Source organism: Aminobacter sp. P4_D5, assembly GCF_056401815.1.
The window spans coordinates 17,683-44,053 of sequence record NZ_JBFUIP010000008.1 but is presented as its reverse complement, the minus strand read 5'-3'; the positions used below and the strand labels follow the sequence as shown (position 1 = coordinate 44,053).

Below are 26,371 nucleotides of genomic sequence, written 5' to 3'. Positions count from 1 at the left end.
ACTGGCCATGTGTGTTTCCAATTACGTCTCGCGCCACCGCCGAGAGGGCCCAGGTCACGCTGAAATCGATTCGCTTGGCGGAGCGCAGCCTGTGCATAAGCGGGCGCAACGTCTCGGCGCAGACGAACGTCCGGTGGTCGGGGTGATGGCGCATGGCAGACACAGCATCAGGCGCGTGGTCCAACCTTTGCTCTGTTCGACAGACCCGGCGGCTTTCGTGCGGCTGGCACCCATGGTAATGGGTCAGGCAAATCGGTGAGGCTTGTTTGGTTCGGGTCGCGCCCGGACCCGCATATCTGCCATGAAGCTTCCCCCACTCACGCCAGAACAGCAGATCAAGCCGCAGCGCTTCGAACTGCGTATCTCACTGCTTTTCGCGGCACTTTTCGTGCCGATGGGCGTGCACCTGCCATATTTCCCGCTGTGGCTCGAAGCCAAAGGGTTCGACCCCGAGCAGATCGCCATCGTTTTGTCGGCGCCTATGTTCCTGCGCGTCATCACCACGCCGCTGATCGCTGCTATGGCTGATCGCGCCAAGGATCGCGCCAACGTCTTCATCTTCCTCGCGGCGTCGGCTTTGCTGCTGTCACTCGGCTACTTCCTGGAGCCGACCTATCTCGTCGTGCTCGCGGTTTCGCTCGCACTTTCGGTGGTGTGGACGCCGCATTCGCCGATCGCCGATTCGCTGGCGCTCTCGGGTGTTCGCCGCTTCGGTTCGGATTATGCCGCGATGCGCATCTGGGGCTCGATCGCCTTTCTGGCCGGCAGTCTTGGCGCGGGTTTTGTCCTGTCGCTGACAGGGGCCGATGCCGTGCCGGCAATTATCTCCATCGGCCTGCTCGGCTGCTTCCTGATGTCGTTCATCACGCCGCGCCTCGGCCGGCCGAGACTTGCCTCGCCGCTGTCGGCGACCGACATGCAGCAGGCCGCGCCCAAGCTGTTCAACCGTTACTTCCTGCTAATGGCCGGCGGCACCGGCGTCATCATCGGCAGCCACGGCTTTCTCTACGGCTTCGTGTCGATCTACTGGAAATCGCTCGGCATCAACGAAACCGTCGTCGGCCTGCTCTGGAGCTGGGGCGTGGTCACCGAGATCGTGATGTTCATGTTCTTCACGCGCCTGTTCGGCTCCAAATCCACAGCCTCGGTACTGATTTTGGCCGGCATCGGCGCGATCGTGCGCTGGGTCGCCTATCCGTTGATCTGGCCGCTCGGGCTAGGTGTCCCTGGCTTCTTCGCCGTGCAGAGCCTGCATTCGGTATCGACAGCTCTGGTGCTGATCGGTGTGCAGAAGCTGATTGCCGAGTCGGTGCCTGAAGAGCGTACCGGAGCGGCCCAAGGCGTCGCCTATTTCGCCAATGGCATGTCGATGGCGATCGTGACGCTGCTTTCAGGCCCGCTCTACCAGCGGTTCGGCGTCGACGGGTTTTATTTCATGGCCGTCGTTGCTGCGTGCGCGATCGTGCTTGTGGTTCTGGCGTCCCGCTCAGCCCCAAAGCTCGGGCAGGGGCGGCGACACCGTTGAGCCCTCGTAGATAAGCCGCGGCGAGCGGTCGCGCGCCAGAAGCAGCGGGCCGTCGAGGTCGACGAATTCGGCGTCCTGGGCAAGCAGCACAGCAGGCGCCATGGCGAGCGACGTGCCGACCATGCAGCCGACCATCACCTTGAAGCCAAGGGCGCGCGCTTGATCGCGCAGTTCAAGCGCGGCCGTCAGCCCGCCCGATTTGTCGAGCTTGATGTTGACCGCATCGTAGAGGCCCTTGAGCTTGCCAAGATCGGCCGCGATGTGAACGCTCTCGTCAGCGCAGATCGGAATCGGACGCGCAATGCGGCCAAGGATCTGGTCAGCGCCGGCTGGCAGCGGCTGTTCGATGAGTGCGATGCCGAGTTCGGCTGCCGCGGCAAGGTTCGCGACGATATTGGCATCAGTCCAGCCTTCATTGGCGTCAAGGATGATGCGGCTGTTGGGGGCCGCTTCGGTGACGGCGCGGATGCGGGCGATGTCGTTGTCGCCACCGATCTTGACCTTGAGCAGCGGCCGCGACGCGTTGGCGCGTGCTTGTGCCGCCATCGCCTCCGGCTCGCCGAGCGATAGCGTGTAGGCGGTCTCAAGTGCACGAGGCGAGGCAAGCCCGAGCCGCGATACGACTGACAGGCCGCTTGTCTTCGCCTCCAGGTCCCACAGCGCGCAGTCGACGGCGTTGCGGGCAGCACCCGCCGACATCAGCGTCAGCAGATCGGCGCGGGAGGCGCCGTTCTCGATCTCGCGGCGCGCCTTTTCGATCTGCTCCCGCACGCTCTCCAAGGTCTCGCCATAGCGCTTGTAGGGCACACATTCGCCACGCCCGATTAAGTCTGATTCGGCTATCGTGCAGGTGAGGACTTCGGCTTCGGTCTTGGAACCACGCGAGATGGTGAACGTTCCGGCGATGGGAAAGCGCTCATCTACGACCGAAAGGACACGCGACATGAAAATCTGCTCCGTTCAACTGCTTGGCGTGGTTGCGAAAATCGACATGCCGCAGCCGACGCGTTAAGTAGTGTGCCATGTTCACCATCGGCAAACGGGAAGCAAGCGGCGGGGCAGCCGACGGCCGAGATCACCGACCGCAAGTTGCTGTGGCGGAACGCGAAGGCGTGCTTGCCTGCGTGTTCACCGGCATCTGGACCACCCGCACGGTTGCTTTCGTCGACGCCGAAATGCGCAAGATCGAGGCGCGCAAGGGCTTTGCGACGCTGGCACTCGACCTTTCCGGCATAGAGAAGATGGACACCGCCGGTGCCTGGGTCATCGACCGACTCGTCAGTGCCAATGAGAAAAAGGGCGTTGAGGTCCAGATGGAGGGCCGCAGCGATGTAGCCAAGATCCTTCTCGGTGCGGTCAGCGACGCGGTGCGGCGGGACGGCGAATCGGCTGGGGCAGGCGCACCCAATGTTGTCATCCGCTTGCTTGAGGCCATGGGTCGCCGCGTCTATGAGATGCGCGACGATTTCCTCGCCTCGATGAACATTCTTGGCGCGACCATCCGCGGCGCCCAGATGAAGCTCGGGCGCGGGCATGCCGTCAACCCGGCCGCCATCTTCAACCAGATCGATCGTATGGGCGTCGGCGCCATTCCTGTGGTCGTTCTGATGTCGGCCATCGTCGGCGGCATCGTCGCCCAGCAAGGCGCCTACCAGCTCAGCTATTTCGGCGCGGACATCTTTGTCGTCGACCTCGTTGGTGTTCTGGTGCTGCGCGAACTCGGCGTGTTGATGACGGCGATCATGATCGCTGGCCGCTCGGGCAGCGCAATCACTGCCGAGATAGGCTCGATGAAGATGCGCGAAGAAGTCGACGCGCTGACCGTGATCGGCCTCAACCCGATCGGCGTGCTCGTTTTTCCACGGCTGGTGGCCCTGGTCATTGCATTGCCATGCCTCACCATCATTGCAAATTTCGCGGCACTCGGCGGCGGCATGCTGGCAGCCTGGCTCTATTCCGACATCCCGCCCGCGGCCTTCATCGACCGCCTGCGGCTGGCAATCGACCTCAGCACCATCTCCGCCGGTCTGATCAAGGCGCCGTTCATGGCGCTGATCATCGGTACCATCGCCTCGGTCGAGGGCATGAAGGTTGGCGGTAGCGCGGAATCGCTTGGCCGTCATGTCACTGCATCGGTGGTCAAGTCCATCTTCGTCGTCATCATTCTCGATGGCCTGTTTGCCATGTTCTACGCAGCGATCAGTTTCTGACATGGCAAGCCGCGCAAAGACCGTTCAGGTGGAAAGCCAAATCCAGGACGCCCCGGGCGAGGTGCTGCTTTCTGTGCGTGACCTGACGGTCGCCTTCGAGGACAAAGTCATCCTCGACAAGCTCGATCTCGATATCAAACGTGGCGAAATCCTCGGCTTCGTAGGTGCTTCAGGTTCCGGCAAGTCCGTGCTGTTGCGTACGATCCTTGGTCTGGTCCGCAAAAGGTCCGGCACGATCAAGCTGTTCGGGGTCGATCTTGAGACGGCAAGCGAAGAAGAGCGGCTCAGGATCGACATGCGCCTCGGCATGTTGTTCCAGCACGGGGCGCTGTTTTCGGCGCTGACCGTGTTGGAAAACATTCAGGTACCGATGCGCGAATATCTCGATCTGCCGAGGAAGCTGATGGACGAACTCGCCATGCTCAAGGTCGAGTTGGTGGGGCTGCCGCCGGATGCGGCATGCAAGTTTCCCTCCGAACTTTCCGGCGGCATGATCAAGCGCGCCGCCCTGGCGCGCGCGCTGGCTCTCGATCCCGACATCRTCTTCCTCGACGAGCCGACGTCTGGTCTCGATCCGATCGGCGCGGCCGAGTTCGATGAGTTGGTCGGCAAGATGCGCGACACGATGGGGCTGACCGTCTACATGGTCACGCACGACCTCGACAGCCTGTTTTCGGTCTGCGACCGGGTTGCCGTGCTCGGCAACAAGAAGGTTCTGATCGAAGGCACGATCAACGACATGCTCAAGAGCGAAGAACCGTGGGTAAGATCCTATTTCCGCGGAAAGCGGGCGCGGCAGCTTGATCTTGTGGCCAGGGCATAGAATGGAATGATGTGATGGAGACCAGGGCCAACTACGTCATCGTCGGCATCTTCACGCTGTTTTCGATCCTGGCCGCCTTTGCTTTCGTCTACTGGACGGCGGCAATCGGCGATCGCGGCGAAACGGTGACGTTGCGCGTGCGCATTCCTGGCTCCGCGTCGGGATTGGCCAGGGGCAGCTTCGTGCTGTTCAACGGCGTCAAGGTCGGCGATGTCCGCCGCGTCTATCTCGACGTCACCAACCCCCAGGTGGCCATTGCCGACACCGAGATCGACAAGATGACGCCGATCACCCAGTCGACCCAGGCCGATATCGGCCTTGCCGGCCTGACGGGCCAGGCCAACATCGAGCTCAAGGGCGCCAATATCAAGGAACCGAATCTGCTCGACCAGGCCGAAGCGGAAGGCAAGATCGCCGAGATCGTCGCCAATCCGTCCGCCGTCACCAACCTGCTGCAGACAGCCCAGGACATCTTCAAGCGCGCCGATACCGTCCTGACCAATCTCGAAGGCTTCACCAACGACGTCCGTGGCCCGCTGACCGAAACCGTCAACAATGCGCAGAAATTCTCCGAGTCGCTGGCGCGCAATGCCGATGGCGTCGACAAGTTCCTGGCGAGCGTGAGCGCGCTGTCCGAGGAGCTGTCAGGTGTTTCTGGCAAGCTCGACGGCACGATCACCGCTGCCGAAGGGCTGCTCAAATCCGTCGACCCGGAGAAGGTGAAAAACATCGTTGCCAGTGTCGACACCTTCACCAGGAACCTCAGCGCGCAAAGCGACCAACTCGATGGCATCGTCAAGGGCGTCAACACTGCTGTCGCTTCGATCAACGATTTCGCCCAGAACACCCAGCAGACGCTGACCAAGGTCAACGGCGTGCTTGAAGGCGTCGACGCCGCAAGCGTGCGTGCATCGCTCGACAACATCCGACAGGCCAGTGAAAACGCCAACAAGGTCGCCGCCGACGTGGCCAAGGTCACCGGCAAGTTCGGCAACCGCGCCGAAGACATCGACCAGATGATCTCGGACGCCAAGCAACTGACTTCGCGCCTGAACCAAGCTTCGGTGCGCGTCGACGGCGTGCTCGCAAAGGTCGACACGCTGCTCGGCTCGGGCGAGGCGAATGGTGTGATGTCCGATGCCAGCGCGACTTTGAAATCGTTCAAGCAGGTTGCCGACACGCTGAATTCACGGCTCTCAACGATCATGGACGGGCTTTCGCGCTTCTCGGGTCAGGGACTACGCGATGTCGAGTCGCTGGTGCAGGACAGCCGCCGTTCGATCAGCCGTATCGAACAGGCGGTCTCTGATCTGGAGCGCAATCCCCAACGCATCATCACAGGCGGCGAAGGCAGCGTGCGCGAGTTTGACGGACGGGTGCGTCGTTGACATCGCCGGCATGCCACAGCATGAAAGTGCCTGAGGGTGGTTCGCGCAAAGCGCGGTTTGAGTCTTGTTCGGGGACAGCACGTGAAGGCTGCTAGATCAACATTGCTGCTCACCGCAGCCGCGCTTGCGCTGTCTGGCTGCACCTCGTTGTTCGTTGCAACGCCGCCGCCGCTCGACACCTACGAACTTACCGCGCCTGCTGTGACTGGGCGCGGCGGCTCGAGCCATCGCCAGATCCTTATCGCCGAGCCCTCCGCGCTCAAGTCGCTCGATGGTCAGAGCATCGTCATCACGCCTTCGCCAGGTTCCATCCAGTTCCTCAAGGGCGCGCAGTGGTCGGATCGGCTGCCGCGCATCGTGCAGGCGCGTCTCGCGGAGACATTCCAGCGCGCCGGCGGCTTCATCGGCGTAGGCAAGCCCGGCGAGGGCCTTGCGATCGACTATCAGGTGATCGCCGAGTTGCGCAGCTTTGAGATCAAGGTCGATGGCGGCGAACGCGCCGAAGTCGAACTGTTCGTCAGGCTCCTCAACGATCGCAACGGCCAGGTGCGCGCCTCGCGTGTCTTCACCACCAGTGCGCCGGTCTCAGGTGCCGGCAACGATGCCTACGTGGCTGCCCTCGACCGTGCCTTCGGCCAGGCTGCTTCCGAAATCGTCAAGTGGACTGAAGGGCTGATATAAGAAGGCAGTGGGGGAATAGGGCAATAGGGCAGTAGACGCCTCAAGCCGCTCCCCTAAGCCAATCCCTGTTTAGTCGCACTCCTGTTCTTGGCGTTTGCCTGGAATACGCGCAGTCGCGCGCGTCGCGAGATGCCCCGCTACTCCGAAGTATGAAACGCAGATAGCAAAAGGGCAGTAGGTACCGAACCTACTGCCCTACTGCCTCAATGCCGTATTGCCCTGCAGCCGCCTTACTTAAGACGACCCGCCGCATGTGCCAGCATGGTGTAGACCTTGCCCGTATCCGAGGTCAGGTAGGTCTTGGTCATGATGTTGTCGCGGTCGTTGCGCGAAACGTCCTTGAGTAGCTTCTCGAAATCGTCGCAATAGCGGTCGACGGCAGTGCGGAACTCGCCATCGGACTGATATTTGCGGCGGATTTCGTCGAAGGTCTGCTGGCCCTTCAGCGTGTAGAGGCGGCGGGTGAAGACATCGCGCTCGCCGCGACGGTAGCGATCCCAAAGCTCGATCGAGGCGTCATGATCGATGGCGCGGGCGATATCGACCGACAGCGAGTTGAGCGACTCGACCACATGCATGGGTGAACGCTGTGCCGGCACGGCGACCGGTTGGCCTGCTGGACGCCCCGACTGTTCCTCACGCGATGCACCGGTCAACAGGTCGCGGACCCATCCACCTTGCTGGCCGCGGCTGGCCGGTTCACGCGCCGGCTGCTGCAGCGGCTGGGCGGGAGCGGGGCGATCGATATCGAGCGTGCCACGCAGGGCCGTGCCACCGAGCGGTGCTGGCGGCTCGCGGCGCTCGGGCTGAGGGGCAGGACGGCGCGCCGGCTGCGGCTGCGGGTTGCGCAGCGAGGCATCTGAGACATCGACGGTGCGGCCGGACTTGGCAACGATCGCCGACAGCTCCTTGAGCGCATTGATCTGCTCGGAAACGGCACGGCGGATGGCCGTGGTCGACTCCTTGGCCTCCGCAGGCATGTCGAGCACGCCCTTCTTGAGCTCGGCGCGCGTACTTTCGAGCTCGCTCTTGATGGAGCCAGCAGTGCGGCGCATGTCCTCGGTGGCGTCGGCGAAGCGCTTGGTCGCGGTTTCGACGACATCGGCGATGGCGATGCGAATCTTGTCCGCCGATTCCATGGTCTTGCCTTCGGCGTTTTCCAGCGTCTGGCCGACAAGGCGCTCGAACGACTGCATGACGCGTTCAAGGTCTTCCGACTTCTTGACCAGGCCGACGGCGAGGTCTTCGAGCGACGACTGGCGCTCGAGCGTGTGCTCGAGGTTGCTCTGCGCCGAAGACAGCAGGTTGGACGCGCTCGACAGCAGGCGGCTGTGCTCGTCGAACTTGGTGGCGATTGAGGCCACCTCGCGCAACGTGGTCGACGACAAGTCAGTCAGGCGATTGGTGTTGGTATCCACCAGTCGCGCAGCGCTGGAGAAGGTCTGTGCGGCCTTTTCAGTGGTTGCGGCGAAGTTGGAGGTGCTGCCAGTCAGACGATCGTCGACATTGGCGAGGTTCGCCGCAGCCTGATCGATCAGGTTGCCGAGCTGCGAGCTGGATGCCGTCATGCGGCCGATGAGGTCGGCCACGCTATCGGCAAGCGTCGAGCGAGCGCCCTCGACGGCAGACAGGGTCTCGGCGGTGCGGTTGGCAAGCGCCTCGACAAGCACTGCGTTTTCGGCGCGCAGCTTTTCGGTGGCACGCGCGGTGACTTCTTCCATGCTGCGGTGCAGGTCGTTGCCGCTTTCGGCGAAACGATCGACCAGCGGACGGGCGGTCTCGTCGAGGATCTTGGCGATCTCGTTCGAACGCTCAACCAGCATGGCGTTGAGTTCACGCGTGTTGGTGCCGATCGCGCGAGCGGCCTCGTTGGTGCTCTGGCCGATATGCTGGCCGACCGCCGTGAAAGTCTCGGCGACCACATTGGCGCGGGCGACGAGCTGTGCTTCGGCCTGGGCGACCTGCTCGTTGAGCTTCTGGCCCATCGATTCCGCACCGTAGGCGAGGCGGGCTTCGGCACTAGTCAGGTGTTCGCCGATGCGGGCCGCAACACCTTCGGCGCCGGAGGCGAGCCGCTCATCGACATTGGCCAGCGTCTCTTCGATGGCACGAGCGCGGGCATCGAGATCGGCTGAGGTGCGATGGGCGCGGGCAACGACGCGCTGTTCGGTTTCGGTGAACGCGTTGGCGATTAACGCGGCATGCTCGCCGATGCCCGAGGTGCTCTCGGCGATGCGGGCGGCAAGCTGCTGGCCGGCTTCGTCGAATGCCTGGCCGATCTCCGAAGCGCGTCCCAGCAGCGACTGCGACGTGTTGTCGACGCGAGCAGCAATCTTGTTGTCGGCGTCATCAAATGCGCGGCTGATCTCGCTGGCGCGGCCAAGCAGCGAATCCGCCGTCTTGTCGACACGCGCGGCAATCCGGCTGTCAGCTTCTTCGAAGGCACGGCTGATCTCGCCAGCACGGTTAAGCAACGAATCGGCAGTCTGATCGACGCGAGCGGCGATCCTGCTGTCGGCTTCCTCGAAGGTCCGGCCGATTTCGGCGGCGCGGCCGGCAAGCGCTTCTGCCGTTTGCGTGGCGCGGGCAGCGAGCCGTTCATCTGCCTGTTCGAAGTTGCGAACGATTTCACCGGCACGGCTGCCAAGCGTTGCCGAGCTGTCGGCGACACGGGCCGCGATACGCTCGTCGGCTGCGTCGAAGATGCGGCTGAGCTCGCCGGCACGGTTGCCAAGCGAATCCGCGCCTTCTGCGATGCGCGAGGCGAGCTTTTCGTCGGCTGTGTCGAAGATGCGACCGAGTTCGGCGGCACGGGCAGCGAGTGCGTCGGCGGATTCGCCGATGCGCATGCCGAGCCGTTCGTCGGCGCTGTCGAAGTTGCGCAGGATGTCGCCGGCGCGGGCCGACAGCGCATCCGCCGTTTCGATGGCACGCGCGATCAGCGAACGGTCTGCCGTATCGAAGGTGCGGGCGATTTCGCCTGCCTTGGCCGACAGCGTGTCGGCGGTTTCTTCGGCACGTGCCAGGAGTGCGTTCGAGGTTTCATCGGCGCGCGCGGCAAGACGGCGGTCAGCGTCTTCGAAGGTACGGGCAATGTCTTCAGTACGCGCGAGCAGCGCGGTCGACGTCTGTTCGGCGCGCTCGGCGATGCGGCGGTCGGCGTCGGTGAAGGCGCGGCCCGCTTCTTCGTTGAGCGCTGCGGTCACTTCCATGACCTTTTCGCGCAGGGCGCCTGCCACGAAGACCGCGCTCTTTTCGAGCACGCCACGGACATTGTCGACGCCCAGCGACAGGGCGCGTTCCATGGAGCTGGTGCGCTCTTCGATCACGCCGGTCTGGCGACGGAAGGTTTCCTCGATCTTTTCGATGTCGCCAGCAATCGCATCGGAAATGTCGACGCGGCGTGCTGCGATCTGGTCGATATGGCCAGCGATGGCGAGATCGATATCGCGACGTGCATCGCCGAGTTTGCCGAGATCTTCGTCAAGCGCGCGGGCCATGGTGTCGCGACCTTCGGCGAGCTTGCCGACATGGCCAGCGACGATGTCGTCGATGCTGGCGCGGCTGTCGTTCAGCATGGCAAGATCGGCTTCGAGCGCCTTGGTCAGCGTATCACGGCCGGCGGCCAGCTTGTCGACCTGGCCAAGCATCATGCCATCGATCCTGGCGAGATCGGCTTCCAGTGCGCGGCGAAGGATGTCACGGCCTTCTGCCAACTTCTCGACCTGACCGGCAACGAGGCCGTCGATGCCCGAGCGGCTGTCGGCCAGCTTGGCGAGATCGTCTTCAAGTGCCATGGACAAGGTGCCACGCTCGGCAACCAGGCGCTCGGCATGGCTTGAAACCAGGCCCTTGACGCTGTCGAGATCGGCTTCGAGCGAACGTGCGAGCATCGCACGGTCTTCGGCAAGCTTCTCCGACTGCGAGGCGACCGTGTTGCGGATGGCGTTGAGGTCAGCTTCGAGCGCGCGCTTGAGGATGTCGCGGCCCTCGGCCAGCTTCTCGACCTGGCCGGCAACGAGGCCGTCGATGCCCGAGCGGCTTTCGGCCAGCTTGGCAAGGTCGTCTTCCAGTGCCCGGGAGAGCGCGCCGCGCTCGGCGACCAGCCGTTCGGCGTGGCCCGACACCAGGCCCCTGACATTATCGATGTCGGTTTCAAGCGAACGTGAAAGCATCACGCGATCTTCGGCGAGCTTCTCGGAGTGCGACGTGATCGTGCTGTGGATCGTGTTGAGGTCGGTTTCGAGCGCGCGCTTGAGGATATCGCGGCCTTCGGCAAGCTTTTCGACCTGGCCGGCGACAAGACCGTCGATGCCTGCGCGGCTGTCCGCCAGCTTGGCGAGGTCCGACTCCAGGGTCTGGGAGAGCAGGACACGCTCGTCAGCGAGCTTGCCGGCGTGGTCCTCGATGAGGCCATGGACCGCGGCGATATCCATCTGGAGGTTGTTGGAAAGGCCGGCGCGATCGGCTGCCATCTTCGACGAATGGCCATCGACAAGCGCCTTGATGCCGTCGAGGTCGCTCTCGAGTGCTTTGGACAGGCCAGCACGGTCAGCGGCGATCTTGGACGAATGATCGTCGACCAGCGTCTTGATGCCGGCGAGGTCGCTCTCGAGTGCTTTGGACAGGCCAGCACGGTCAGCGGCGATCTTGGACGAATGATCGTCGACCAGCGTCTTGATGCCGGCGAGGTCTGTCTCAAGCGCGTTGGCGAGGATGGCGCGGCCTTCGGCGATCCTTTCGACCTGACCGGCGACGAGGCCGTCGATGCTGCTGCGGCTGTCAGCGAGTTTGTTGAGGTCGGCTTCAAGTGCACGCGAAAGAATGTTGCGGCCTTCGGCCAGCTTGCCGACATGGCCAGCGACCATTTCGTCAATATTCGTACGAGCTTGCACCAGTTTCTCAGAGTCTTCAACGAGTGCCTGTGCCAACTGTTCGCGGCCATGCGCCAGTTGCCTGAACTGGCTGCTGAGGGTGTCGTCGATAACCTGACGCGACTGGTCCAGCTTGCGCATGTCATCATCAAGGGCTTGCGTGATCAGGCTGCGGCCTTCGGCGAGCTTCTGAACCTGGAAGCCGACTGCGGCCTCGATGCTGGCGCGACCCTCGGCGAACTTGCTGAGGTCGTCCCTGAGTGCTGCGGCCATGCGGTCGCGCGCTTCGGACAGTTTGCGGGTGTGGTCTTCGACCGCCTGCTCGATGCCGACACGGGCGTCGGAGAGGCGCTGGATGTCGCCGTCGAAGGAACTCGACACCTGATGACGAGCAGCTTCCATGCGGCCGGCGAAATCGCTGGCGCGGGTTTCGAGCATGGTCGAGGTCGAGGTGATGATATCGGCGAGGTCGGTGCCGATCTGGGCCTTGCCCTGGTCGATCACCGCAGTCAGCGAGTCGCGTCCCTGGACGAAGGTCGAAGCGATCTCGCGAGCACGTTCGACTAGCGTCTCATTGATCTGGCGGGCGCGCGCTTCGAGCGCCGCATTGAGCTTGGCCGTGCCGGTGTCGAGTGCCTCGGCGCGCGTCTGGAATTCGCCGATCAGCGCCTGGCCACGCTCGGCCAATGTACGTTCGATGCCGTGCAAATTGGCTTCAAACTCGGAGTTGAGCGTCTTGGCAGCGCCGCCGAGGAGAGAAACCATGCCTGAGGTCCGGTCGTCGAGCATATCCGTCAGCGAACGGGTCGCTTCGTCAGTGCTCTGGGTAAGCTTGGCGATGCGCGTGTCGAGCAGGCTGGCGAAGGCCTCGCCCGAGGTCGACAGGCGGTCGCCTAGCGTGTCCATGCGATTGTCGATCGCCTCAAACAGGCCCATGCCGCCTTCGTTGATGCGGTCAATAAGCGTGTCGCCGGAATTGGTGATCGTCATCGACAGCTTGGTCGAGGCGTTCAGGATGCTATCGCGGATGATGTCGCTTGCCGAGCCGAGCTCGTCACGCAACGTCTCATGCGCGCCGGAAATCGAAGCCCGAACACGTTCGGCATGCGAGACCACGGCTTCGCGCTCGTTGCCAAGTCCGTCGACCAGCGAGCGGATACGGGCAGCGTTTTCCGAATAGGAACGCTCGATCTGGTTGACTTCGGAGTGAACGAGGGTCTCGAGTTCGACAGCGCGGGCGAGCGTCCGCTCGATGCCTTCGCCCATGGCAGCCACTTCGCGGCGCACGGCCTGGCCGACCATCATGACGCGATCCTGCGCCATGTTTTCCGGCTCGGCGAGGCGGAAGGCCACTTCAGTCATCGATTGGGCGGCAATACGCATTTCCTGGGCGCGGCGGATCATCGCAGCAAAAGCCCAGAACAGGGCGATCGGAACGATGGTAGCGACGACGAGCATCAGCAGGCCGGGGCGTGCCAGTGCGTCGTCTACCGAGCGGATGGTCCAGATGCTGGGCGTGACGATGCGGTCGGCAAGTGCGACTGCGCCAGCAACCCAGGCAACGGACACCACTCCGACCATCCAGTAGATGGTGCTGGAGGCGCGACGGTTGAGGCCGTGCAGCAGCGACTTGTAATCTTTCTGGCGGTCGTCATTGGCCGGCTTGAAGCCTTCGGGCTGCAACGGCTTGGTCTCGACGGGGCGCAATTGGGCTGGGGGCTCGGCAACAGGGCGCGCGGCAGCAGGTGCTGGCGGGGCCTTGGGCGCCGCGGGCTTCTGCTTGTCGCTTTCGCGCGCCAGTTCCTCAGCTGCCTGGGAAATCTGTGCTTCGAGATCGTCCATCGACGCGGCCATGTCGAGGCCGCCTTCGCCGCCGCTCAAATCGAAGTCGAGCGCCTGCTCAAGCTCCTTGGCTACGTCGAGATCGAAGTTTTTTGTCGGAGTGGATTTCTTCGCCATGCCTACGCTACCCTGTACTAAAGACGCGGAATCTCTGGACTTTTTGTCCTATTTTTGACCACGTCCGAGGCTCAATATGGACCGCCCGTATCGTAGTGACACAATCGGGTAAAGAAAACATGCATTCGCCCTGATACGTAAAAGTTTAAATATAAGGTTAACACTGACGTGATTGCTGGCCCCAACTCCGCAGGCTTTCGGGCTTTGTCGGGTTAACGGGTTATCCACATGGTCGCCCTAGGTTACCAACCCATGGGCGAGTGGCGAGGCAAGGTTGAATGGTAACGCGCGAAACCGGTTCCGTGGCTTTCGGGATGCCGGGAGGAGAATCTTCGGCCGCAGCACATGCCCGCCCCATCGACCTCGAACATCTGGCTCGGCAGACAATTGGTGATCGCGACGTCGAGCGCGAGGTGCTCGACATGTTCGTTCATCAGGCCTTTTCAGTTCGTGATGCGATCGTCACGGCGGACCTGGCGGAGCGCCTCAGGCTTTGTCACGCCCTCAAAGGGGCTGCGCGCGGCGTCGGTGCATTCCCGATCGCGGACTGTGTCGCCAAGATCGAGACGCATCCAGACGATGCCGGATTGATAAAGCGGCTAGCCCGTTTGATCGACGAAGTGCGGGATTTCATCTCAGCGATCAGCCGCTAGATCGCAAACCCGACATCAGGCGGCGCTTTCGCGCGGCAGTTGACTTGCACGGTGGAGTGATTATCTGCCGGGTGACTTTTCTTAGGAACGAGYATGACCAAGCTGACCTACATCGCCCATGACGGCACGCGTTTCGAAGTCGAAGCCGAAAATGGCTCGACCGTGATGGAAAACGCCATCCGCAATGCGGTGCCTGGCATCGAGGCCGAGTGCGGTGGTGCCTGCGCCTGCGCGACGTGCCATGTCTATGTCGACGAAGCATGGACCGCGATCGTCGGCGAGCCAGAGGCGATGGAAGAAGACATGCTCGACTTCGCCTATGAGGTGCGCCCGAATTCGCGCCTGTCGTGCCAGATCAAGGTCAAGGACGAGCTCGACGGCCTCATCGTCACCGTTCCGGAACGCCAGGGCTAACCTTTCAGCTCTGCGCCGCGCTTGGCATGGCGCTACATGTCATGCACATTCTCCATTGCATGCGTGAGCGGCGAGGCGGCTTTGAGCGACATCACCACTACCGACGTCCTGATCATCGGTGCCGGCCCGATCGGCCTGTTTGCCGTGTTCGAACTTGGTCTGTTCGACATGCGCTGCCATCTGATCGACATTCTCGACCGGCCGGGCGGGCAATGCGCCGAGCTTTATCCGGAAAAGCCGATCTACGACATTCCAGGCTACCCTTCGATCGGCGCGCAGGAACTGGTCGACAAGCTTCTGCAGCAGATCTCTCCCTTCAAGCCGGACTTCACCTTCAACCGCATGGTCACGGCACTGGAGCGGCTGGAAGGCGGCGGTTTCCGCGTTACCACCGATGAGAATGAGGTTTTCGAGGCCAAGGTTGTGGTGATTGCCGCCGGCGGCGGCTCGTTCCAGCCCAAGCGCCCGCCAATCCCCGGGATCGAGGCCTTTGAGAAATCGAGTGTCCGCTATGCAGTTCGGCGCATGGAAGAATTGCGCGGCCATGATGTGGTGGTGGTTGGCGGCGGGGATTCCGCTTTGGACTGGACGCTCAACCTGCAACCCATCGCGCGGCGCGTCACGCTTGTCCATCGCAGGCCGGAGTTCCGGGCAGCACCAGACAGTGTCAACAAGATGCATGCGCTTCGTGATGCCGGCACCATCGATCTGGTGATCGGGCAGGTGTCGGCGCTTTCAGGCGAGGGCGGCGAGCTGCGTGCGATCACGATCAAGGGGGCGGAAGGCGATGTCGATATCTCGTGCACGCGGCTGTTGCCGTTCTTCGGGCTGACGATGAAGCTCGGACCGGTGGCCGGCTGGGGCCTCAATCTTCACGAGAACCAGATTCCGGTCGATACCGAAAAATTCGAGACATCGGCGCCCGGCATTTTCGCCATCGGCGACATCAATTGGTATCCGGGCAAGCTGAAGCTGATCCTGTCGGGCTTTCACGAAGCGGCTTTGATGGCCCAGGCGGCCAAGCACATCATAAGCCCCAAGGAGCGCATCGTCTTCCAGTACACGACGTCGTCGACCAGCCTGCACAAGAAGCTCGGCGTTCCTGACTAAAGGAGCCGCTGATCAGCTTCTGATCTTGCCGGCGTCGATCCGCTCCAGGCGATAGCGCAGCAGCCTGATGATGCGGCTCTCAAAATTGATGCCTTCGATGCGATCGAACTCTTCTTGCGCGCGGTCATGGTCAGTGAGAATGCGATTGCTCGTCGCCTTGGCCTTGGCGGCCGCGATGTCGCACGACTTCTGCCTGCCGATCGCTTTCAACGCGTTTTCGAGTTCGCGCGCGTGATTTTTGGCAATCACCACGTGGCTTTCCTCGTGGCGCTTGATGTCGGCCGATAGCGTGTTCCAGATCAGCTTGACGTCCTGAGGCGTCTTGCCGCTCTGGCGCCAGCGCGGCAAGATCACCTTGGCCTTGACGGTGACCTGGGCCGAGACGATGGCACAGCCACCTTTGACCTCGGCATAGCCGATGCGGCTGGTGAACTCCATTTGCGTCGCGCCTGGATGCCGGCCGCCGGTGCTTTTGACCTCGGGGCCGCGAGTCATCAGCTGATGTTCGATCTCGTCGAGCGTCTTACCGGTGATGGTGAAATAGCTGTAGGATTTCGAAACGGTTGCCGCCTGGGCGGGGAGGCAGATGCCCCCGGCAAGCAAGGCGGCGAGGAAGAGATGCTTCATTGTGTTGCCTCTTGGCCTACCTTGCGTTAGGGGCGATGGCGGCGCATGGAAAATGCATTGTGCCGCAGAAATGACCGTGCAGCGAGTTGAAGCTGCAAGCGTTGATATTTCGTGACGTGGTCTGTCCTCTGGAATTCTTTTGTGGCGACGGCATGACCGACAAACGATGGCAATTGGCGCATGGGCGCCATATCGACCTCGGCGACAGGGGGCTTGTGATGGGCATCCTCAACGTCACGCCTGACAGTTTTTCCGATGGTGGTGCGTTCATTGCGCCCGAGCTCGCGCTTGAGCAGGCCCGCCGCATGGTTGCCGAAGGTGCGGTGATCGTCGACGTCGGTGGTGAATCGACACGGCCCGGAGCCGCGCCCGTCTCCGCCACCGAAGAGCAGGATCGCGTGCTGCCGATTATCGCTGCGCTTGCCAAGTCGAGCGAAACGCTGATTTCGGTCGATACCTATCGCGAGGAGACGGCGCGGCTTGCTGTTGACGCTGGGGCGCATATCGTCAACGACGTCTGGGGCCTCCACCGCGAACCCGGTATCGCCAAGGTTGCCGCCGAAGCCGGGGCAGGGCTCGTCATCATGCACACCGGCCGCGATCGCGACAAACTGCCCGATGTGATCGACGACCAGTTTCTTTTCCTCCGCCGCTCGCTTGAGATCGCTGGCGAAGCTGGCGTGAGCGACGCGCAGATCATGCTCGATCCGGGTTTTGGCTTCGCCAAGGATTCGGATGAAAATCTTGACCTCATGGCGCGGTTCTCCGAGCTTTCCGAGCTTGGCTATCCGCTGCTCGCCGGAACGTCGCGCAAGCGCTTCGTCGGCCACGTCACTGGGCGTGACGCTGCCGAGCGCGATGCCGGGACGGCGGCGACCAGCGTCATACTCCGCATGCAGGGCGCGCATATATTTCGCGTCCATAATGTCGCAATCAACGTGGACGCGCTGGCATTCGCCGATGCTATGCTGGCGCGCCAGACCAACCTGCCGGGACGCTGACCCAGATGTATCTTATCCGTATGAAAAACTGCGCCTTCTTTGCCCGGCACGGCGTGCTCGACGAAGAAGAGACACTTGGCCAGCGCTTCTATGTCGATGCCGAGCTGACGGTCGATCCGGACCGTCCGCTGGAAGACGACTCGATGCAGAGTACCGTCGACTATGGCGTCGCCTTCCAGGTCATTGAAAAGATCATCACCGGCCAGCGCCGGTTCCTGATCGAAGCGCTGGCACAGGAATGTGGCAGGGCGCTTGCCGCGCGTTTTCCGCAGATCAAGCGCGCTGAAATCACGGTTCGCAAGCCGAATGCCCCAGTGCCCGGCGTTCTGGATTACGTAGAGGTGACCGTTGTCTGGCCAGGTTGAGGAGCGAGCCTTTCTCAGCCTCGGCGGCAATCTCGGCGATCCGGCGAAATCGATGGCTGCAGCACTGCATCTGCTCGACGCCAGCGGCAGTACGCATGTGGTTACTGTCTCCTCGCTTCATCGCACGCCGCCCTGGGGCAAGGTCGATCAGCCCGATTTCCTGAATGTCACCGCAGAGGTCGCGACCTCGCTGGCGCCGCTCGAACTGCTGGATTTGTGCCTTGAGGTTGAACGCAGGCTCAAACGCGTACGCGTCGAGCGCTGGGGGCCACGTCTCATCGACATTGACGTACTGTTGCTCGGCAACAGCAATGTCAGCGATGTCGGGCTGGAAATCCCGCATCCGCGCATGCTCGACCGGGCGTTCGTGATGGTGCCTTTGGCCGAAATCGCGCCAGATCTGATGCTCGCGGGCAAGTCGGCGACCGAATGGGCCGCAGCGCTTGATAGCGCTGGCATCGAAAGGCTCGATTCCGGCCGCGACTGGTGGCGCGACCTGGGCGAATATTAAAGCCCGAGGGCCGCGGCGATCTTCGGCGCGGCTTCGGCCCAATCGTCTGCAATGACGATGCCGTCCGGCATGGGCGGCAGCAGCAGCCGCATCTCGCGATAAGACATCAGATTGAACAGATGTGCGTCGGCAACCGCATCGCGCACCGAAACGAGGTTGTGCGGAATGTCGTCGACAAAGGCGACCTGGCGGCCGCTTTCACCCCGCAACTGCCTGAGTGCAGGTCCTTTCGCCGTTTCCGTCGTCAAGAGCGGGTAGGGGAAGCCGAGCGCGTCGAGATGCAGTCGCCTGACGTCGCGATGGCGATGCGGCATCGCCGTCAGCATCACGACCTCGGCATGGCCCGCCAGGTCGGCCACGGCCTCGGCGGCACCCATTGCCGCTGTCTGCCATTCGCGCTGGGCGTGGAAAAAGCCGTCGAGCAGGGCAGATACCGCGGCTTGTTCAAGCGCGACCTGGGTCTTTTTGTCGACGATGTTGCCGGTCAGGCGGAAGGACTTTGCCAGGAATACCAGTCCCTGCGCGTCGAGGAAGCGCATGAAGGGAACCATGAACTCCAGCAATACGTCGTCGACGTCGAGCACCAGTAGCGGGCGTGTGTCGCGGGCAAGCTCCGCGATCTGTCGTGCGGTTTCAGGATCTTCGCTCATGCCGAACGCTCGTGATCGTCGTCTCCAAGTGGCAGCGCACGCGCGGCGCTGCTGACGTCACCGGGTGCAATTCCGGTTTCTTGCGAAAAGCGCAGCAGCGTCGGCTCATGGGCCAGGAGGAACTGCAGGACGCCGGTGAGGAAGCCGGGTTCTTGCGCCGCACGGCGGATATGCTGGGCTTCGATACCGGTGATGGCCAGGAAACGCGGCAGAAGCTCGGGGTCGGAGGCGACGAAAGCCAGGGCCTGAATGGCCAGAGCCTGAGCGTTCTCTTGCGATTGCTGGTTCTTTTGCATCGGATTTCCGCTTTGTTCCACTTGCCTCGGGAGTAGCCGCTAGCGGGTCGCGCGGCAACGGGTAAAGCAGCTGCGCAACGATCCGTGATTTGGCAGGGGCGTTTTACGTTTCGTAATGTTCTTGAGTTAACGTCGGATTCGGGGTTGGTGTGCGCGTCGGGTGCGCATGATGATTGCCGCCGAGACGCGGTGTGCAATCGAGGCGGAATGCTATGGCTAAGAAAGTGATGATCGTCGAGGACAACGAGCTCAATATGAAGCTCTTTCGCGACCTCATCGAAGCAAGCGGCTACGAGACCGTGCGCACGCGCAACGGCTTGGAGGCGCTCGACCTTGCCCGTACGCACAGGCCTGACCTCATCTTGATGGACATCCAGCTGCCGGAGGTTTCGGGGCTGGAAGTCACCAAATGGCTGAAGGAGGATGACGACCTCCACACGATCCCGGTCATCGCCGTCACCGCTTTTGCCATGAAAGGCGACGAGGAGCGGATCAGGCAGGGTGGTTGCGAAGCCTACATTTCCAAGCCGATCTCGGTACCGCGCTTCATCGAGACGATCAAATCCTATCTGGGCGATGCCTGATGTGCTCGCCGGCTCGCTCGAGGTACTAGGCATGACCGCGCGCATCCTCGTCGTTGACGACATTCCGGCCAATGTGAAGCTGCTCGAAGTCAGGCTGCTTGCGGAGTATTTCGAGGTGCTGACCGCCTTCAACGGTCCCGACGCGATTGCCGCCTGCGAGGACGGCAAGGTCGATGTCGTCCTGCTCGATGTGATGATGCCCGGCATGGACGGCTTTGAGGTTTGCCGCCGCCTGAAGGCCGATCCAGCCACCGCGCATATTCCTGTGGTAATGGTCACCGCACTCGATCATGTCACCGATCGCGTGCGCGGGCTCGATGTCGGTGCGGACGACTTCCTCACCAAGCCGGTCAACGACCTGCAATTGATCACGCGGGTGAAAAGCTTGGTCCGTCTCAAGGTTCTGACCGATGAGCTGCGCCTGCGCGCCTCGACCACCCACAGCATCGGCGTGGATGAGCTTCTGGCTCGGCGCGACCTGCTACAAGGCGCTTTGCCGAAGGTGTTGTTGATCGACGAGATGACGTCGTCAGCCGCTCATATTTGCGCGCTGCTGGATGGTGCTGCCGAGGCGCATATCGCCGCCGACCCGCAATCCGGGATCTTCAACGCTGCCGAAGGGACCTATGAGTGCGTCATCGTGTCGACCGGGTTTTCGGAGTTCGATCCGTTGCGGCTGTGCTCGCAGCTGCGCTCGCTCGACCGCACCCGCTCGCTGCCGATTGTGCTGTTGGTCAACAAGGGCGAGGATGAGCTCATCATTCGCGGCCTCGAGCTCGGCATCAATGACTATCTGGTGCGTCCGCTCGACCGGCAGGAACTGATTGCACGGCTGCGCACCCAGGTGCGCCGCAAGCGCTACAACGAAGAGCTCAGGCAGAGCGTCAGCCAGACGATCGAAATGGCGGTGACGGATGGCCTGACGGGGCTGCACAACCGGCGTTATCTCGACAGCCACCTGCCGCGCCTTGTCGAGCGCGCGGCTGGGCGTCRCAGGCCGCTTTCTCTGATGATCACCGATCTCGACCGCTTCAAGCGGATCAACGATACCTTTGGTCATGACGGCGGCGACGAGGTGCTGCGTGAGTTCGCGCGGCGCCTGAAGAAAAGCGTTCGCGGCATTGATCTAGCTTGCAGATTTGGCGGCGAAGAGTTCGTCATCGTGATGCCGGACACGGAAGCAGCGCTTGCTGAAATGGTTGCCGAGCGCATCCGCGCGGAGGTCGCAAAGACGCCGTTTGCGATCGGCGGCGCCGAGATGGGGGTGTCGGTGACGGTCAGCGTCGGCGTGTCGTCGCTCTTGCCCGAAGGCGATACCGTTTCTGGGCTGATGAAGCGTGCGGACCTCGCGCTTTACGATGCCAAAACACGCGGCCGCAACCGCGTGGTCGCGCGCGCCGCCTGACCGTGAATCGCGTTAAGCTACTCCATGAGGTTAAGCTAAATTATTTACCTTAACCCAAGTGACTGGGTAGCCGTGGTTAAGAAAGTGTTGATCTTCAAGCAATCTTGGGCGACTGTGGCGTGGAGAAGAAGGACGGGCGTCGGCACGAGGATCATAGGCCGGAGAGCCCAATTCATACCCCATGATGCTCAGGTCCGCCGCATCTCCTGGGTCCGTGGGGTCGGCCGGTCGGCACTGGCACATAGTGGCCTCCTCGTACCGCTGCCAGACGCCGACCGGCCCCCTTATCTCTATTTAAAACAAATCAATTTCCTACCGTAGTTTCACCGGCTTGAGACATCCGGAGGATTCGGATTAGCTGGGTTCATGCGTTTTTTAGCTACACTCCTGTTTCTGCTGTTTTCTCCAGCCGCCTTCGCGCAGGAATGCGTTGTGTTGCTGCATGGCCTGTCACGCAGCGACACGTCCTTTCTGCTGATGGAAGAGACATTGGGCGCCTTCGACTATGCCGTCGTCAACGACACCTATCCTTCGACCGAAGCCCCGATCGACAAGCTTATCGCTTACGTCGATGCATCTGTGGCGAAATGCGGGAAGGCCAGCAAAGTCAATTTCGTGACCCATTCGATGGGCGGCATACTGGTGCGGGCTTGGCTGATGCAGAACCGTCCCGAAAATCTTGGCCGCGTCGTCATGCTCGGGCCGCCCAATCACGGCTCAGAAGTGGTGGACACGTTCGGGAGCCTCAGGCTCTTCGAAATGGTCAACGGGCCGGCAGGGGTCCAGCTCGGCACCGGGCCGGACAGTCTTCCCAACAGGCTTGATGCTGCCGATTATGAGCTCGGCATCATCGCCGGCGACCGCTCGATCAATCCGATCCTGTCGGGCATGTTCAAAGGCCCGAACGACGGCAAGGTTTCGGTCGCAAGCACCAAGCTTGAAGGCATGAGAGACCACATCGTCCTGCCGACGACGCACACCTTCATGATGAACAATCCGCTGGTGATCGCGCAGACGCTGAACTTCCTCCGCCATGGACGGTTCGATCACGACTTGACGCTTCGGGAATTGTTGCGTCGCGTGTTCGGAAACTGAACCCGTTGGTGCTGCCTATCCTCAGCACTGGGGCCGCGTAACACGTCCGGATGGGCCCTTGTCCACGAAGGGCTCAAGGAGAAATCATGCTTCGTTATATTGCCATCTTTGCCTTGATTGCCGCCTTGGCTACCGTTGCGATGTCGTTCTACCAGCCGCCCATGCGACTGATGCCGGCACCTGCCGTGTTCGTCGATGGCCCGTCGAATGCCTTTTCAGCCAATTCGTCTTTGACGCCCGATCCCCGGATCGAGCTGTTTTATGCCACCAACCGGCTGCCGGTCGGTCCCCGTGACAGCCGCCTTTATGCCGTCGTGCCCGGTCGCGACCTTCATACTGGCGTGGCCACGGTGCGCATTGGCCGGGAGGGCACGACCTGGGACAAGATCTACGCGTGGTCCACCGGCGCCAGCGAGGATCGGCGGCCATTCCTGCATCTCGAAAACATGAATGAACAAGCCACGATCGAAGACGCCGATCCGTTGTCACCTGAAGCCCGGGCGTGGTTCGCGCAGATCAACGAAGCGCTCAAGAACAGCCGCGACAAGGATATCATCGTCTACGTGCACGGTGCCAACACGACCGTCGAGCGCGCTGCCGGCCAAGCTGCACAGCTTCACCATTTCACCGGGCGCAATTCGGTGGTGGTGCTGTTTGTCTGGCCCACGGCCGAGAATTTCCTGCGCTATTCCAGGGACATGGTAACCGCCTTTGGCGCCGCACCGCATCTGGCAAAGCTGGTCGAGCTTTTGTCGCAAAATACCGACGCCAGGAATGTCAACGTCTTCACCTATAGCGCCGGCGCCACCGTGGGCAGCGATGCGCTGGCGATCGTCGGTCGCGATGCGCAGCAGCCGGGAGCGCAAGCCACGCGGCTCGGCGAAGTCTATCACGCCGCACCGGATGCCGACTTCCGCGGGTTCGTCGACGATATGCGCGACTATGCCGGCATGGCCGAGCGGGTGACAGTGGCCGTCAATCTGAATGACAGCGCGCTCAGGCTGTCACAGGTGATCAACCGTGCTTCGCGGGCCGGCCGGCCGGATATGAGGGAGCTGGATCCCGAAGCGTCGCGCTGGCTGCTGGACGCAACCAAATCATATGGCCTCGAACTGTTACGGGTGCGGCCGGAAAACATTCCCGGCCTGTCGAACCGTTCGCATACGTTCTGGTACGACGATCCGTGGGTGAGCAGCGACGTGCTGATCACTTTGCTCTTCCACCTGCCTGCGAGCGAACGCGGATTGGGCGCCGGCGAGGCGCCTTCCGGGTCTCACTATTGGACGTTCACGCCGGACTATCCCGACCAGCTGGCAAAAGTGATGGCGCGGCTGCGGCAGCAAGGTCAGGTGCCGGCAGCCACAGCTCCATAAGGGCGAGCAGCAACGCGCTCGGTGCCGCAGGCCAAGAGAATCAACGCAAACAAAAACGCCGCCCGAAGGGCGGCGTTTTTGAATTCCTGAAGGCAACCAGATTACTTGATCTTGGTTTCCTTGAATTCGACATGCTTGCGGGCAACCGGGTCGTACTTGCGGAACGACAGCTTTTCCGTCTTCGTGCGGCTGTTCTTGCTCGTCACGTAGAAGAAACCGGTGTCGGCGGTCGACAGAAGCTTGATCTTGATGTTTGCAGCCTTGGCCATGATTCTCGTCCGTTAGTTATCTGGAGTTGCACCCGCCTCAGGACGGGAAAACAACCCGGACGCGGAAAACCTGCGGGACACATAAAGAACGTACCCGGAAAGTCAAGCCTTGGAGCGTTATCACCGCGATTTCGCGGCAATTCGGCCCAGTCCGATGGCGATATATCCGCCAAAGAACACGGCGAGCGCCCAACCGAATCCGTTGGGGCCGAAGACGTCCATGAATATGCCGATTACCTGTGGTCCCAGAATCATCCCAAGGCCGTAGCAGAAGATGAAGGCGGCGTTGGCCGAGGCAAGGTCGCGGCCTGAAAGCTGTGCGCCTAGATGGGCTAGGCCCACCGTGTAGAGCGCAGCAACCACGCCGCCCCAGACAAACAGCATGCCAGCCATCAGGTGCCAGTTGACCGTCAGAAGCGGCATCGCGAGCGTGCCGGCTAGGCCGACGAGCGCGCAGATCAGCAAAAGCTTGCGGCGATCACCAATGCGGTCACTCAGCATGCCGATGGGAATCTGCAGCATGAAATTGCCAAGGCCGATCATGGTCAGCAAAAGGGCAGCTTCGGCCTCGGAATAACCGACGCGTTGGCCATAGATCGGAAACAGCGCAAAGCCGCCTGTCTCGACGGCGCCGAAGACGAGCACAGCGGCGGTCGCGGTCGGCACGATCCAGATGTAGCGGAAGAAACCACCTTTGCCGCCCTCGGAAACGATCTTGGGGCTTTCGCTACGCGCCAGAAGCACCGGAATCGCAGCGATCATGACGAAGCCGAAGGTCAGTCCGAACGGCAGGAAGCCGGTGCTGCCGATCTGCGAGAAAAGCCATGGGCCTGCGGCGAAGCCGAGCGACAGCACGGTGGCGTAGATGCCGAGCACCAGGCCGCGCCGAYGCGGCGGSGCSSAKGTGCTGATCCAGAACTCGGAGAGGATGAACAGCACCGTSAGCGCAAAATGCAGCACGGCGCGCAAGGGAAACCACATCCAGAAGGATTGCGCGAAATAAAAGCCGACAAAGGCAACCGCGCCGAGCAGAATCATGGCGAGCATCGTCCACACGACGCCAAAACGCATGGCGATCGGCGTGGCGAGCGGTGCGGCTGCAATGGAGGCAACGCCGGCGATCGCCGTATTGAGGCCGATCATCGAGGGCGAATAGCCGCGCGACTCAAGGATGACGCTGAGCAGCGGTATGCCCAGTCCGATTGCGATACCGACAACGCTGATCGAGGCGATCGCTGCTGAAATCGAGCGCCAGTGTACGCGTTCCACGCTTTCAGCCTGGTGGATGGTCTCGGTCATGCAAAGCCTAAAGGATGTCGCGGCGGAAGCGTTGGTTGAACATGCGGTAGAACGGCACTTCGCCGCCTGGCTTGAGGTCAGGGTCCACCGAAAGCCGCTGCCGGAGATCGCCGAGAACCGACTGGGTGATMGCCGGTATGTCGGCCTGCATGGCGTCTGCCAGTGGCAGCCAGACCAGTTCTTCCAGTTCGTTGGTCGGCCCGCCATCGGGCAGTTCGACCGCGACGTCACTGCGCCATGCCGACAAGAAGCGCGTGTCGAAGCGGCGGACTCGTCCTGGAGGGGTGACCGCACGCGCGATGAAGCGCAAGGAGGCCAAGGCAGGCGCTACGCCATGGTCGGCAAAACCCTGCCAATCGGCCTTGGTGGTCGAAAACGCAGCGCGCCGGCCGATCAACAGTCCCGCTTCCTCATAGGTCTCGCGAATCGCTGAAAGCGCTATCGCCCGGGCGCGAGCGACGCTGACGCGGCCAGTGCCGGCGCGCAGCTTCTCGGCTTCGTCGGGATGCAGCTCATCGGCGACCGCGATGCGGCTGTCTGCTGGGTCGGTGCGGCCGCCTGGAAAGACGAATTTTCCAGGCATGAAGGCATGCTTCATGTGGCGCCGGCCCATCAGCACCAGCACGTCGTTGCCCTTGCGGTCGAGCAGGATCAGCGTGGCCGCGTCGCGCGGCCGCAAGGGGGCAGCGCTCTTGGCCATCTCCCTGGCTTCGAGCCTGTCGAGTTCTGCTTTGCTAATGCCATCCATCGCGGCTGTCCTAACGGAATGTCGGAGCGGACGGAAGCGCTTGCTTGCCGCAGGGCATTGCGCCAGCGCTGGTTCAGGCCTCGGGATGCGCCTCGATCACGTCGTCTTCGCCACCAAAGCCGTGCATGTACAACGCCCATTGCATGCCGACGACCGCGCCCTTCATCGGTCGCAGCAAGGCGAGTGCGGAGAAGATCGTCAGCGGCACCCAGATCAAGAGATGCTGCCACAGCGCCAGCGTGCTGGTCGACTCGACGGCCATGAAGGCGCCGACGACGATATGGCCGACGATGACGACCACCAGATAGGCAGGCAGGTCGTCGGCGCGGTGATGAAAGATCTCTTCGTGGCAGACGTCGCAGCGGTCGACGGTCTTGACGAAGGAAGCAAACAGCTTGCCCTGGCCGCAATTCGGGCACTTGCCGAACAGGCCGCGCTTGATCGCCTGCCACACCGGGCGCGGCTCACGCGCGACCTGCTCGTGGTCGCCGCCGAATACCTGTTCTTCCAT

The 26,371-nt window shown here is 62.2% G+C and carries 24 protein-coding genes; 15 read left to right on the top strand and 9 right to left on the bottom strand.

Annotation, left to right across the window (positions count from 1 at the left end; genetic code table 11):
* Positions 1-301 precede the first annotated feature (301 nt).
* Positions 302-1,525 (top strand): MFS transporter, encoded by a 1,224-nt coding sequence (locus AC1DWF_RS03510; protein WP_476785117.1) that lies wholly within the window; start codon positions 302-304, stop codon positions 1,523-1,525.
* On the opposite strand, the gene dgcA is transcribed toward AC1DWF_RS03510, so the two are convergent.
* Positions 1,487-2,470 carry an N-acetyl-D-Glu racemase DgcA gene (dgcA, locus tag AC1DWF_RS03505; RefSeq protein WP_476785116.1) on the bottom strand — a complete coding sequence of 328 codons (984 nt, stop codon included), beginning with the start codon at positions 2,468-2,470 and terminating at the stop codon, positions 1,487-1,489. The genes AC1DWF_RS03510 and dgcA overlap by 39 nt on opposite strands.
* 77 nt (positions 2,471-2,547) lie before the next feature.
* Here dgcA and AC1DWF_RS03500 point away from each other — a divergent pair, with 77 nt between their 5' ends.
* From AC1DWF_RS03500 to AC1DWF_RS03485, 4 genes are all read left to right on the top strand, one after another.
* A complete protein-coding gene (locus AC1DWF_RS03500) occupies positions 2,548-3,735 on the top strand; it encodes an MlaE family ABC transporter permease (protein WP_476787599.1) in 1,188 nt (395 codons plus the stop codon).
* Between the two features lies 1 nt (position 3,736).
* A complete protein-coding gene (locus AC1DWF_RS03495; protein WP_476841457.1) occupies positions 3,737-4,558 on the top strand; it encodes an ABC transporter ATP-binding protein in 822 nt (273 codons plus the stop codon).
* Between the two features lie 14 nt (positions 4,559-4,572).
* A complete protein-coding gene (locus AC1DWF_RS03490; RefSeq protein ID WP_476786022.1) occupies positions 4,573-5,946 on the top strand; it encodes an MlaD family protein in 1,374 nt (457 codons plus the stop codon).
* Between the two features lie 81 nt (positions 5,947-6,027).
* Complete coding sequence (locus AC1DWF_RS03485; protein ID WP_476786021.1) at positions 6,028-6,627, top strand: ABC-type transport auxiliary lipoprotein family protein; 600 nt, start codon at positions 6,028-6,030, stop codon at positions 6,625-6,627.
* 230 nt (positions 6,628-6,857) lie between these two features.
* Here AC1DWF_RS03485 and AC1DWF_RS03480 read toward each other — a convergent pair whose 3' ends face one another.
* Positions 6,858-13,460 carry a coiled-coil domain-containing protein gene (locus AC1DWF_RS03480; RefSeq protein ID WP_476787598.1) on the bottom strand — a complete coding sequence of 2,201 codons (6,603 nt, stop codon included), beginning with the start codon at positions 13,458-13,460 and terminating at the stop codon, positions 6,858-6,860.
* A 278-nt stretch (positions 13,461-13,738) separates the two neighbouring features.
* On the opposite strand from AC1DWF_RS03480, the gene AC1DWF_RS03475 reads away from it, so the two are divergent.
* The 3 genes from AC1DWF_RS03475 (at position 13,739) to AC1DWF_RS03465 (ending at position 15,637) form a co-directional block, all read left to right on the top strand.
* Positions 13,739-14,113, top strand: a complete 375-nt coding sequence (locus AC1DWF_RS03475; protein ID WP_476784465.1) for an Hpt domain-containing protein — start codon at positions 13,739-13,741, stop codon at positions 14,111-14,113.
* Positions 14,114-14,206: 93 nt separating this feature from the next.
* Positions 14,207-14,527, top strand: a complete 321-nt coding sequence (locus tag AC1DWF_RS03470; RefSeq protein WP_476784466.1) for a 2Fe-2S iron-sulfur cluster-binding protein — start codon at positions 14,207-14,209, stop codon at positions 14,525-14,527.
* A gap of 36 nt (positions 14,528-14,563) precedes the next feature.
* The gene (locus AC1DWF_RS03465; RefSeq protein WP_476787597.1) at positions 14,564-15,637 is read left to right on the top strand and encodes an NAD(P)/FAD-dependent oxidoreductase; all 1,074 of its coding nucleotides are present in this window, start codon (positions 14,564-14,566) and stop codon (positions 15,635-15,637) included.
* Positions 15,638-15,649: 12 nt separating this feature from the next.
* Here the strand turns inward: AC1DWF_RS03465 and AC1DWF_RS03460 are convergent, their stop codons facing one another.
* Positions 15,650-16,264 (bottom strand): DUF922 domain-containing Zn-dependent protease, encoded by a 615-nt coding sequence (locus AC1DWF_RS03460; protein WP_476787596.1) that lies wholly within the window; start codon positions 16,262-16,264, stop codon positions 15,650-15,652.
* Positions 16,265-16,416: 152 nt separating this feature from the next.
* On the opposite strand from AC1DWF_RS03460, the gene folP reads away from it, so the two are divergent.
* The 3 genes from folP to folK are packed head-to-tail and all read left to right on the top strand — an operon-like array spanning position 16,417 to position 18,141.
* Complete coding sequence (gene folP, locus AC1DWF_RS03455; RefSeq protein ID WP_476785759.1) at positions 16,417-17,265, top strand: dihydropteroate synthase; 849 nt, start codon at positions 16,417-16,419, stop codon at positions 17,263-17,265.
* A gap of 5 nt (positions 17,266-17,270) precedes the next feature.
* Positions 17,271-17,630: a dihydroneopterin aldolase gene (gene folB / locus AC1DWF_RS03450; protein WP_476785760.1), complete on the top strand. Its 360-nt coding sequence runs from the start codon at positions 17,271-17,273 to the stop codon at positions 17,628-17,630.
* Positions 17,614-18,141: a 2-amino-4-hydroxy-6-hydroxymethyldihydropteridine diphosphokinase gene (gene folK, locus AC1DWF_RS03445; protein WP_476785761.1), complete on the top strand. Its 528-nt coding sequence runs from the start codon at positions 17,614-17,616 to the stop codon at positions 18,139-18,141. Before folB ends, folK begins: the two co-directional genes overlap by 17 nt.
* On the opposite strand, the gene AC1DWF_RS03440 is transcribed toward folK, so the two are convergent.
* Both AC1DWF_RS03440 and AC1DWF_RS03435 read right to left on the bottom strand, forming a co-directional pair.
* Positions 18,138-18,791: a hypothetical protein gene (locus AC1DWF_RS03440; protein ID WP_476785762.1), complete on the bottom strand. Its 654-nt coding sequence runs from the start codon at positions 18,789-18,791 to the stop codon at positions 18,138-18,140. The genes folK and AC1DWF_RS03440 overlap by 4 nt on opposite strands.
* Positions 18,788-19,087, bottom strand: coding sequence for a DUF3572 domain-containing protein (locus AC1DWF_RS03435; protein WP_476785763.1), 300 nt, complete (start codon positions 19,085-19,087; stop codon positions 18,788-18,790). The genes AC1DWF_RS03440 and AC1DWF_RS03435 overlap by 4 nt, the downstream gene beginning before the upstream one ends.
* Before the next feature lie 212 nt (positions 19,088-19,299).
* Here AC1DWF_RS03435 and AC1DWF_RS03430 point away from each other — a divergent pair, with 212 nt between their 5' ends.
* From AC1DWF_RS03430 to AC1DWF_RS03415, 4 genes are all read left to right on the top strand, one after another.
* Positions 19,300-19,671, top strand: a complete 372-nt coding sequence (locus AC1DWF_RS03430) for a response regulator (RefSeq protein ID WP_476785764.1) — start codon at positions 19,300-19,302, stop codon at positions 19,669-19,671.
* Between the two features lie 31 nt (positions 19,672-19,702).
* Positions 19,703-21,076: a PleD family two-component system response regulator gene (locus AC1DWF_RS03425; RefSeq protein WP_476841456.1), complete on the top strand. Its 1,374-nt coding sequence runs from the start codon at positions 19,703-19,705 to the stop codon at positions 21,074-21,076.
* Positions 21,077-21,442: 366 nt separating this feature from the next.
* Positions 21,443-22,171, top strand: coding sequence for an esterase/lipase family protein (locus AC1DWF_RS03420; RefSeq protein ID WP_476786597.1), 729 nt, complete (start codon positions 21,443-21,445; stop codon positions 22,169-22,171).
* Between the two features lie 86 nt (positions 22,172-22,257).
* Entirely contained in the window at positions 22,258-23,544 is a 1,287-nt protein-coding gene (locus tag AC1DWF_RS03415; protein ID WP_476787594.1) for an alpha/beta hydrolase, read from the top strand.
* Positions 23,545-23,645: 101 nt separating this feature from the next.
* Here the strand turns inward: AC1DWF_RS03415 and rpmG are convergent, their stop codons facing one another.
* The 4 genes from rpmG to AC1DWF_RS03395 all read right to left on the bottom strand — a co-directional run bounded on the left by rpmG (position 23,646) and on the right by AC1DWF_RS03395 (position 26,371).
* Entirely contained in the window at positions 23,646-23,813 is a 168-nt protein-coding gene (gene rpmG, locus AC1DWF_RS03410; protein WP_250018653.1) for a 50S ribosomal protein L33, read from the bottom strand.
* Between the two features lie 120 nt (positions 23,814-23,933).
* Positions 23,934-25,112: an MFS transporter gene (locus tag AC1DWF_RS03405; RefSeq protein ID WP_476841455.1), complete on the bottom strand. Its 1,179-nt coding sequence runs from the start codon at positions 25,110-25,112 to the stop codon at positions 23,934-23,936.
* 7 nt (positions 25,113-25,119) lie between these two features.
* Entirely contained in the window at positions 25,120-25,860 is a 741-nt protein-coding gene (locus tag AC1DWF_RS03400; RefSeq protein ID WP_476786637.1) for an NUDIX hydrolase, read from the bottom strand.
* A gap of 73 nt (positions 25,861-25,933) precedes the next feature.
* Complete coding sequence (locus AC1DWF_RS03395; RefSeq protein ID WP_476786636.1) at positions 25,934-26,371, bottom strand: DUF983 domain-containing protein; 438 nt, start codon at positions 26,369-26,371, stop codon at positions 25,934-25,936.

Coding starts and splice junctions, on each gene's coding strand:
- AC1DWF_RS03510 (WP_476785117.1), top strand. CDS start 302: ATGAAGCTTCCCCCACTCACGCCAGAACAGCAGATCAAGCCGCAGCGC.
- dgcA (WP_476785116.1), bottom strand. CDS start 2,470: ATGTCGCGTGTCCTTTCGGTCGTAGATGAGCGCTTTCCCATCGCCGGA.
- AC1DWF_RS03500 (WP_476787599.1), top strand. CDS start 2,548: ATGTTCACCATCGGCAAACGGGAAGCAAGCGGCGGGGCAGCCGACGGC.
- AC1DWF_RS03490 (WP_476786022.1), top strand. CDS start 4,573: ATGGAGACCAGGGCCAACTACGTCATCGTCGGCATCTTCACGCTGTTT.
- AC1DWF_RS03480 (WP_476787598.1), bottom strand. CDS start 13,460: ATGGCGAAGAAATCCACTCCGACAAAAAACTTCGATCTCGACGTAGCC.
- AC1DWF_RS03475 (WP_476784465.1), top strand. CDS start 13,739: ATGGTAACGCGCGAAACCGGTTCCGTGGCTTTCGGGATGCCGGGAGGA.
- AC1DWF_RS03470 (WP_476784466.1), top strand. CDS start 14,207: ATGACCAAGCTGACCTACATCGCCCATGACGGCACGCGTTTCGAAGTC.
- AC1DWF_RS03465 (WP_476787597.1), top strand. CDS start 14,564: ATGTCATGCACATTCTCCATTGCATGCGTGAGCGGCGAGGCGGCTTTG.
- AC1DWF_RS03460 (WP_476787596.1), bottom strand. CDS start 16,264: ATGAAGCATCTCTTCCTCGCCGCCTTGCTTGCCGGGGGCATCTGCCTC.
- folP (WP_476785759.1), top strand. CDS start 16,417: ATGACCGACAAACGATGGCAATTGGCGCATGGGCGCCATATCGACCTC.
- folB (WP_476785760.1), top strand. CDS start 17,271: ATGTATCTTATCCGTATGAAAAACTGCGCCTTCTTTGCCCGGCACGGC.
- AC1DWF_RS03440 (WP_476785762.1), bottom strand. CDS start 18,791: ATGAGCGAAGATCCTGAAACCGCACGACAGATCGCGGAGCTTGCCCGC.
- AC1DWF_RS03435 (WP_476785763.1), bottom strand. CDS start 19,087: ATGCAAAAGAACCAGCAATCGCAAGAGAACGCTCAGGCTCTGGCCATT.
- AC1DWF_RS03430 (WP_476785764.1), top strand. CDS start 19,300: ATGGCTAAGAAAGTGATGATCGTCGAGGACAACGAGCTCAATATGAAG.
- AC1DWF_RS03420 (WP_476786597.1), top strand. CDS start 21,443: ATGCGTTTTTTAGCTACACTCCTGTTTCTGCTGTTTTCTCCAGCCGCC.
- AC1DWF_RS03415 (WP_476787594.1), top strand. CDS start 22,258: ATGCTTCGTTATATTGCCATCTTTGCCTTGATTGCCGCCTTGGCTACC.
- rpmG (WP_250018653.1), bottom strand. CDS start 23,813: ATGGCCAAGGCTGCAAACATCAAGATCAAGCTTCTGTCGACCGCCGAC.
- AC1DWF_RS03395 (WP_476786636.1), bottom strand. CDS start 26,371: ATGGAAGAACAGGTATTCGGCGGCGACCACGAGCAGGTCGCGCGTGAG.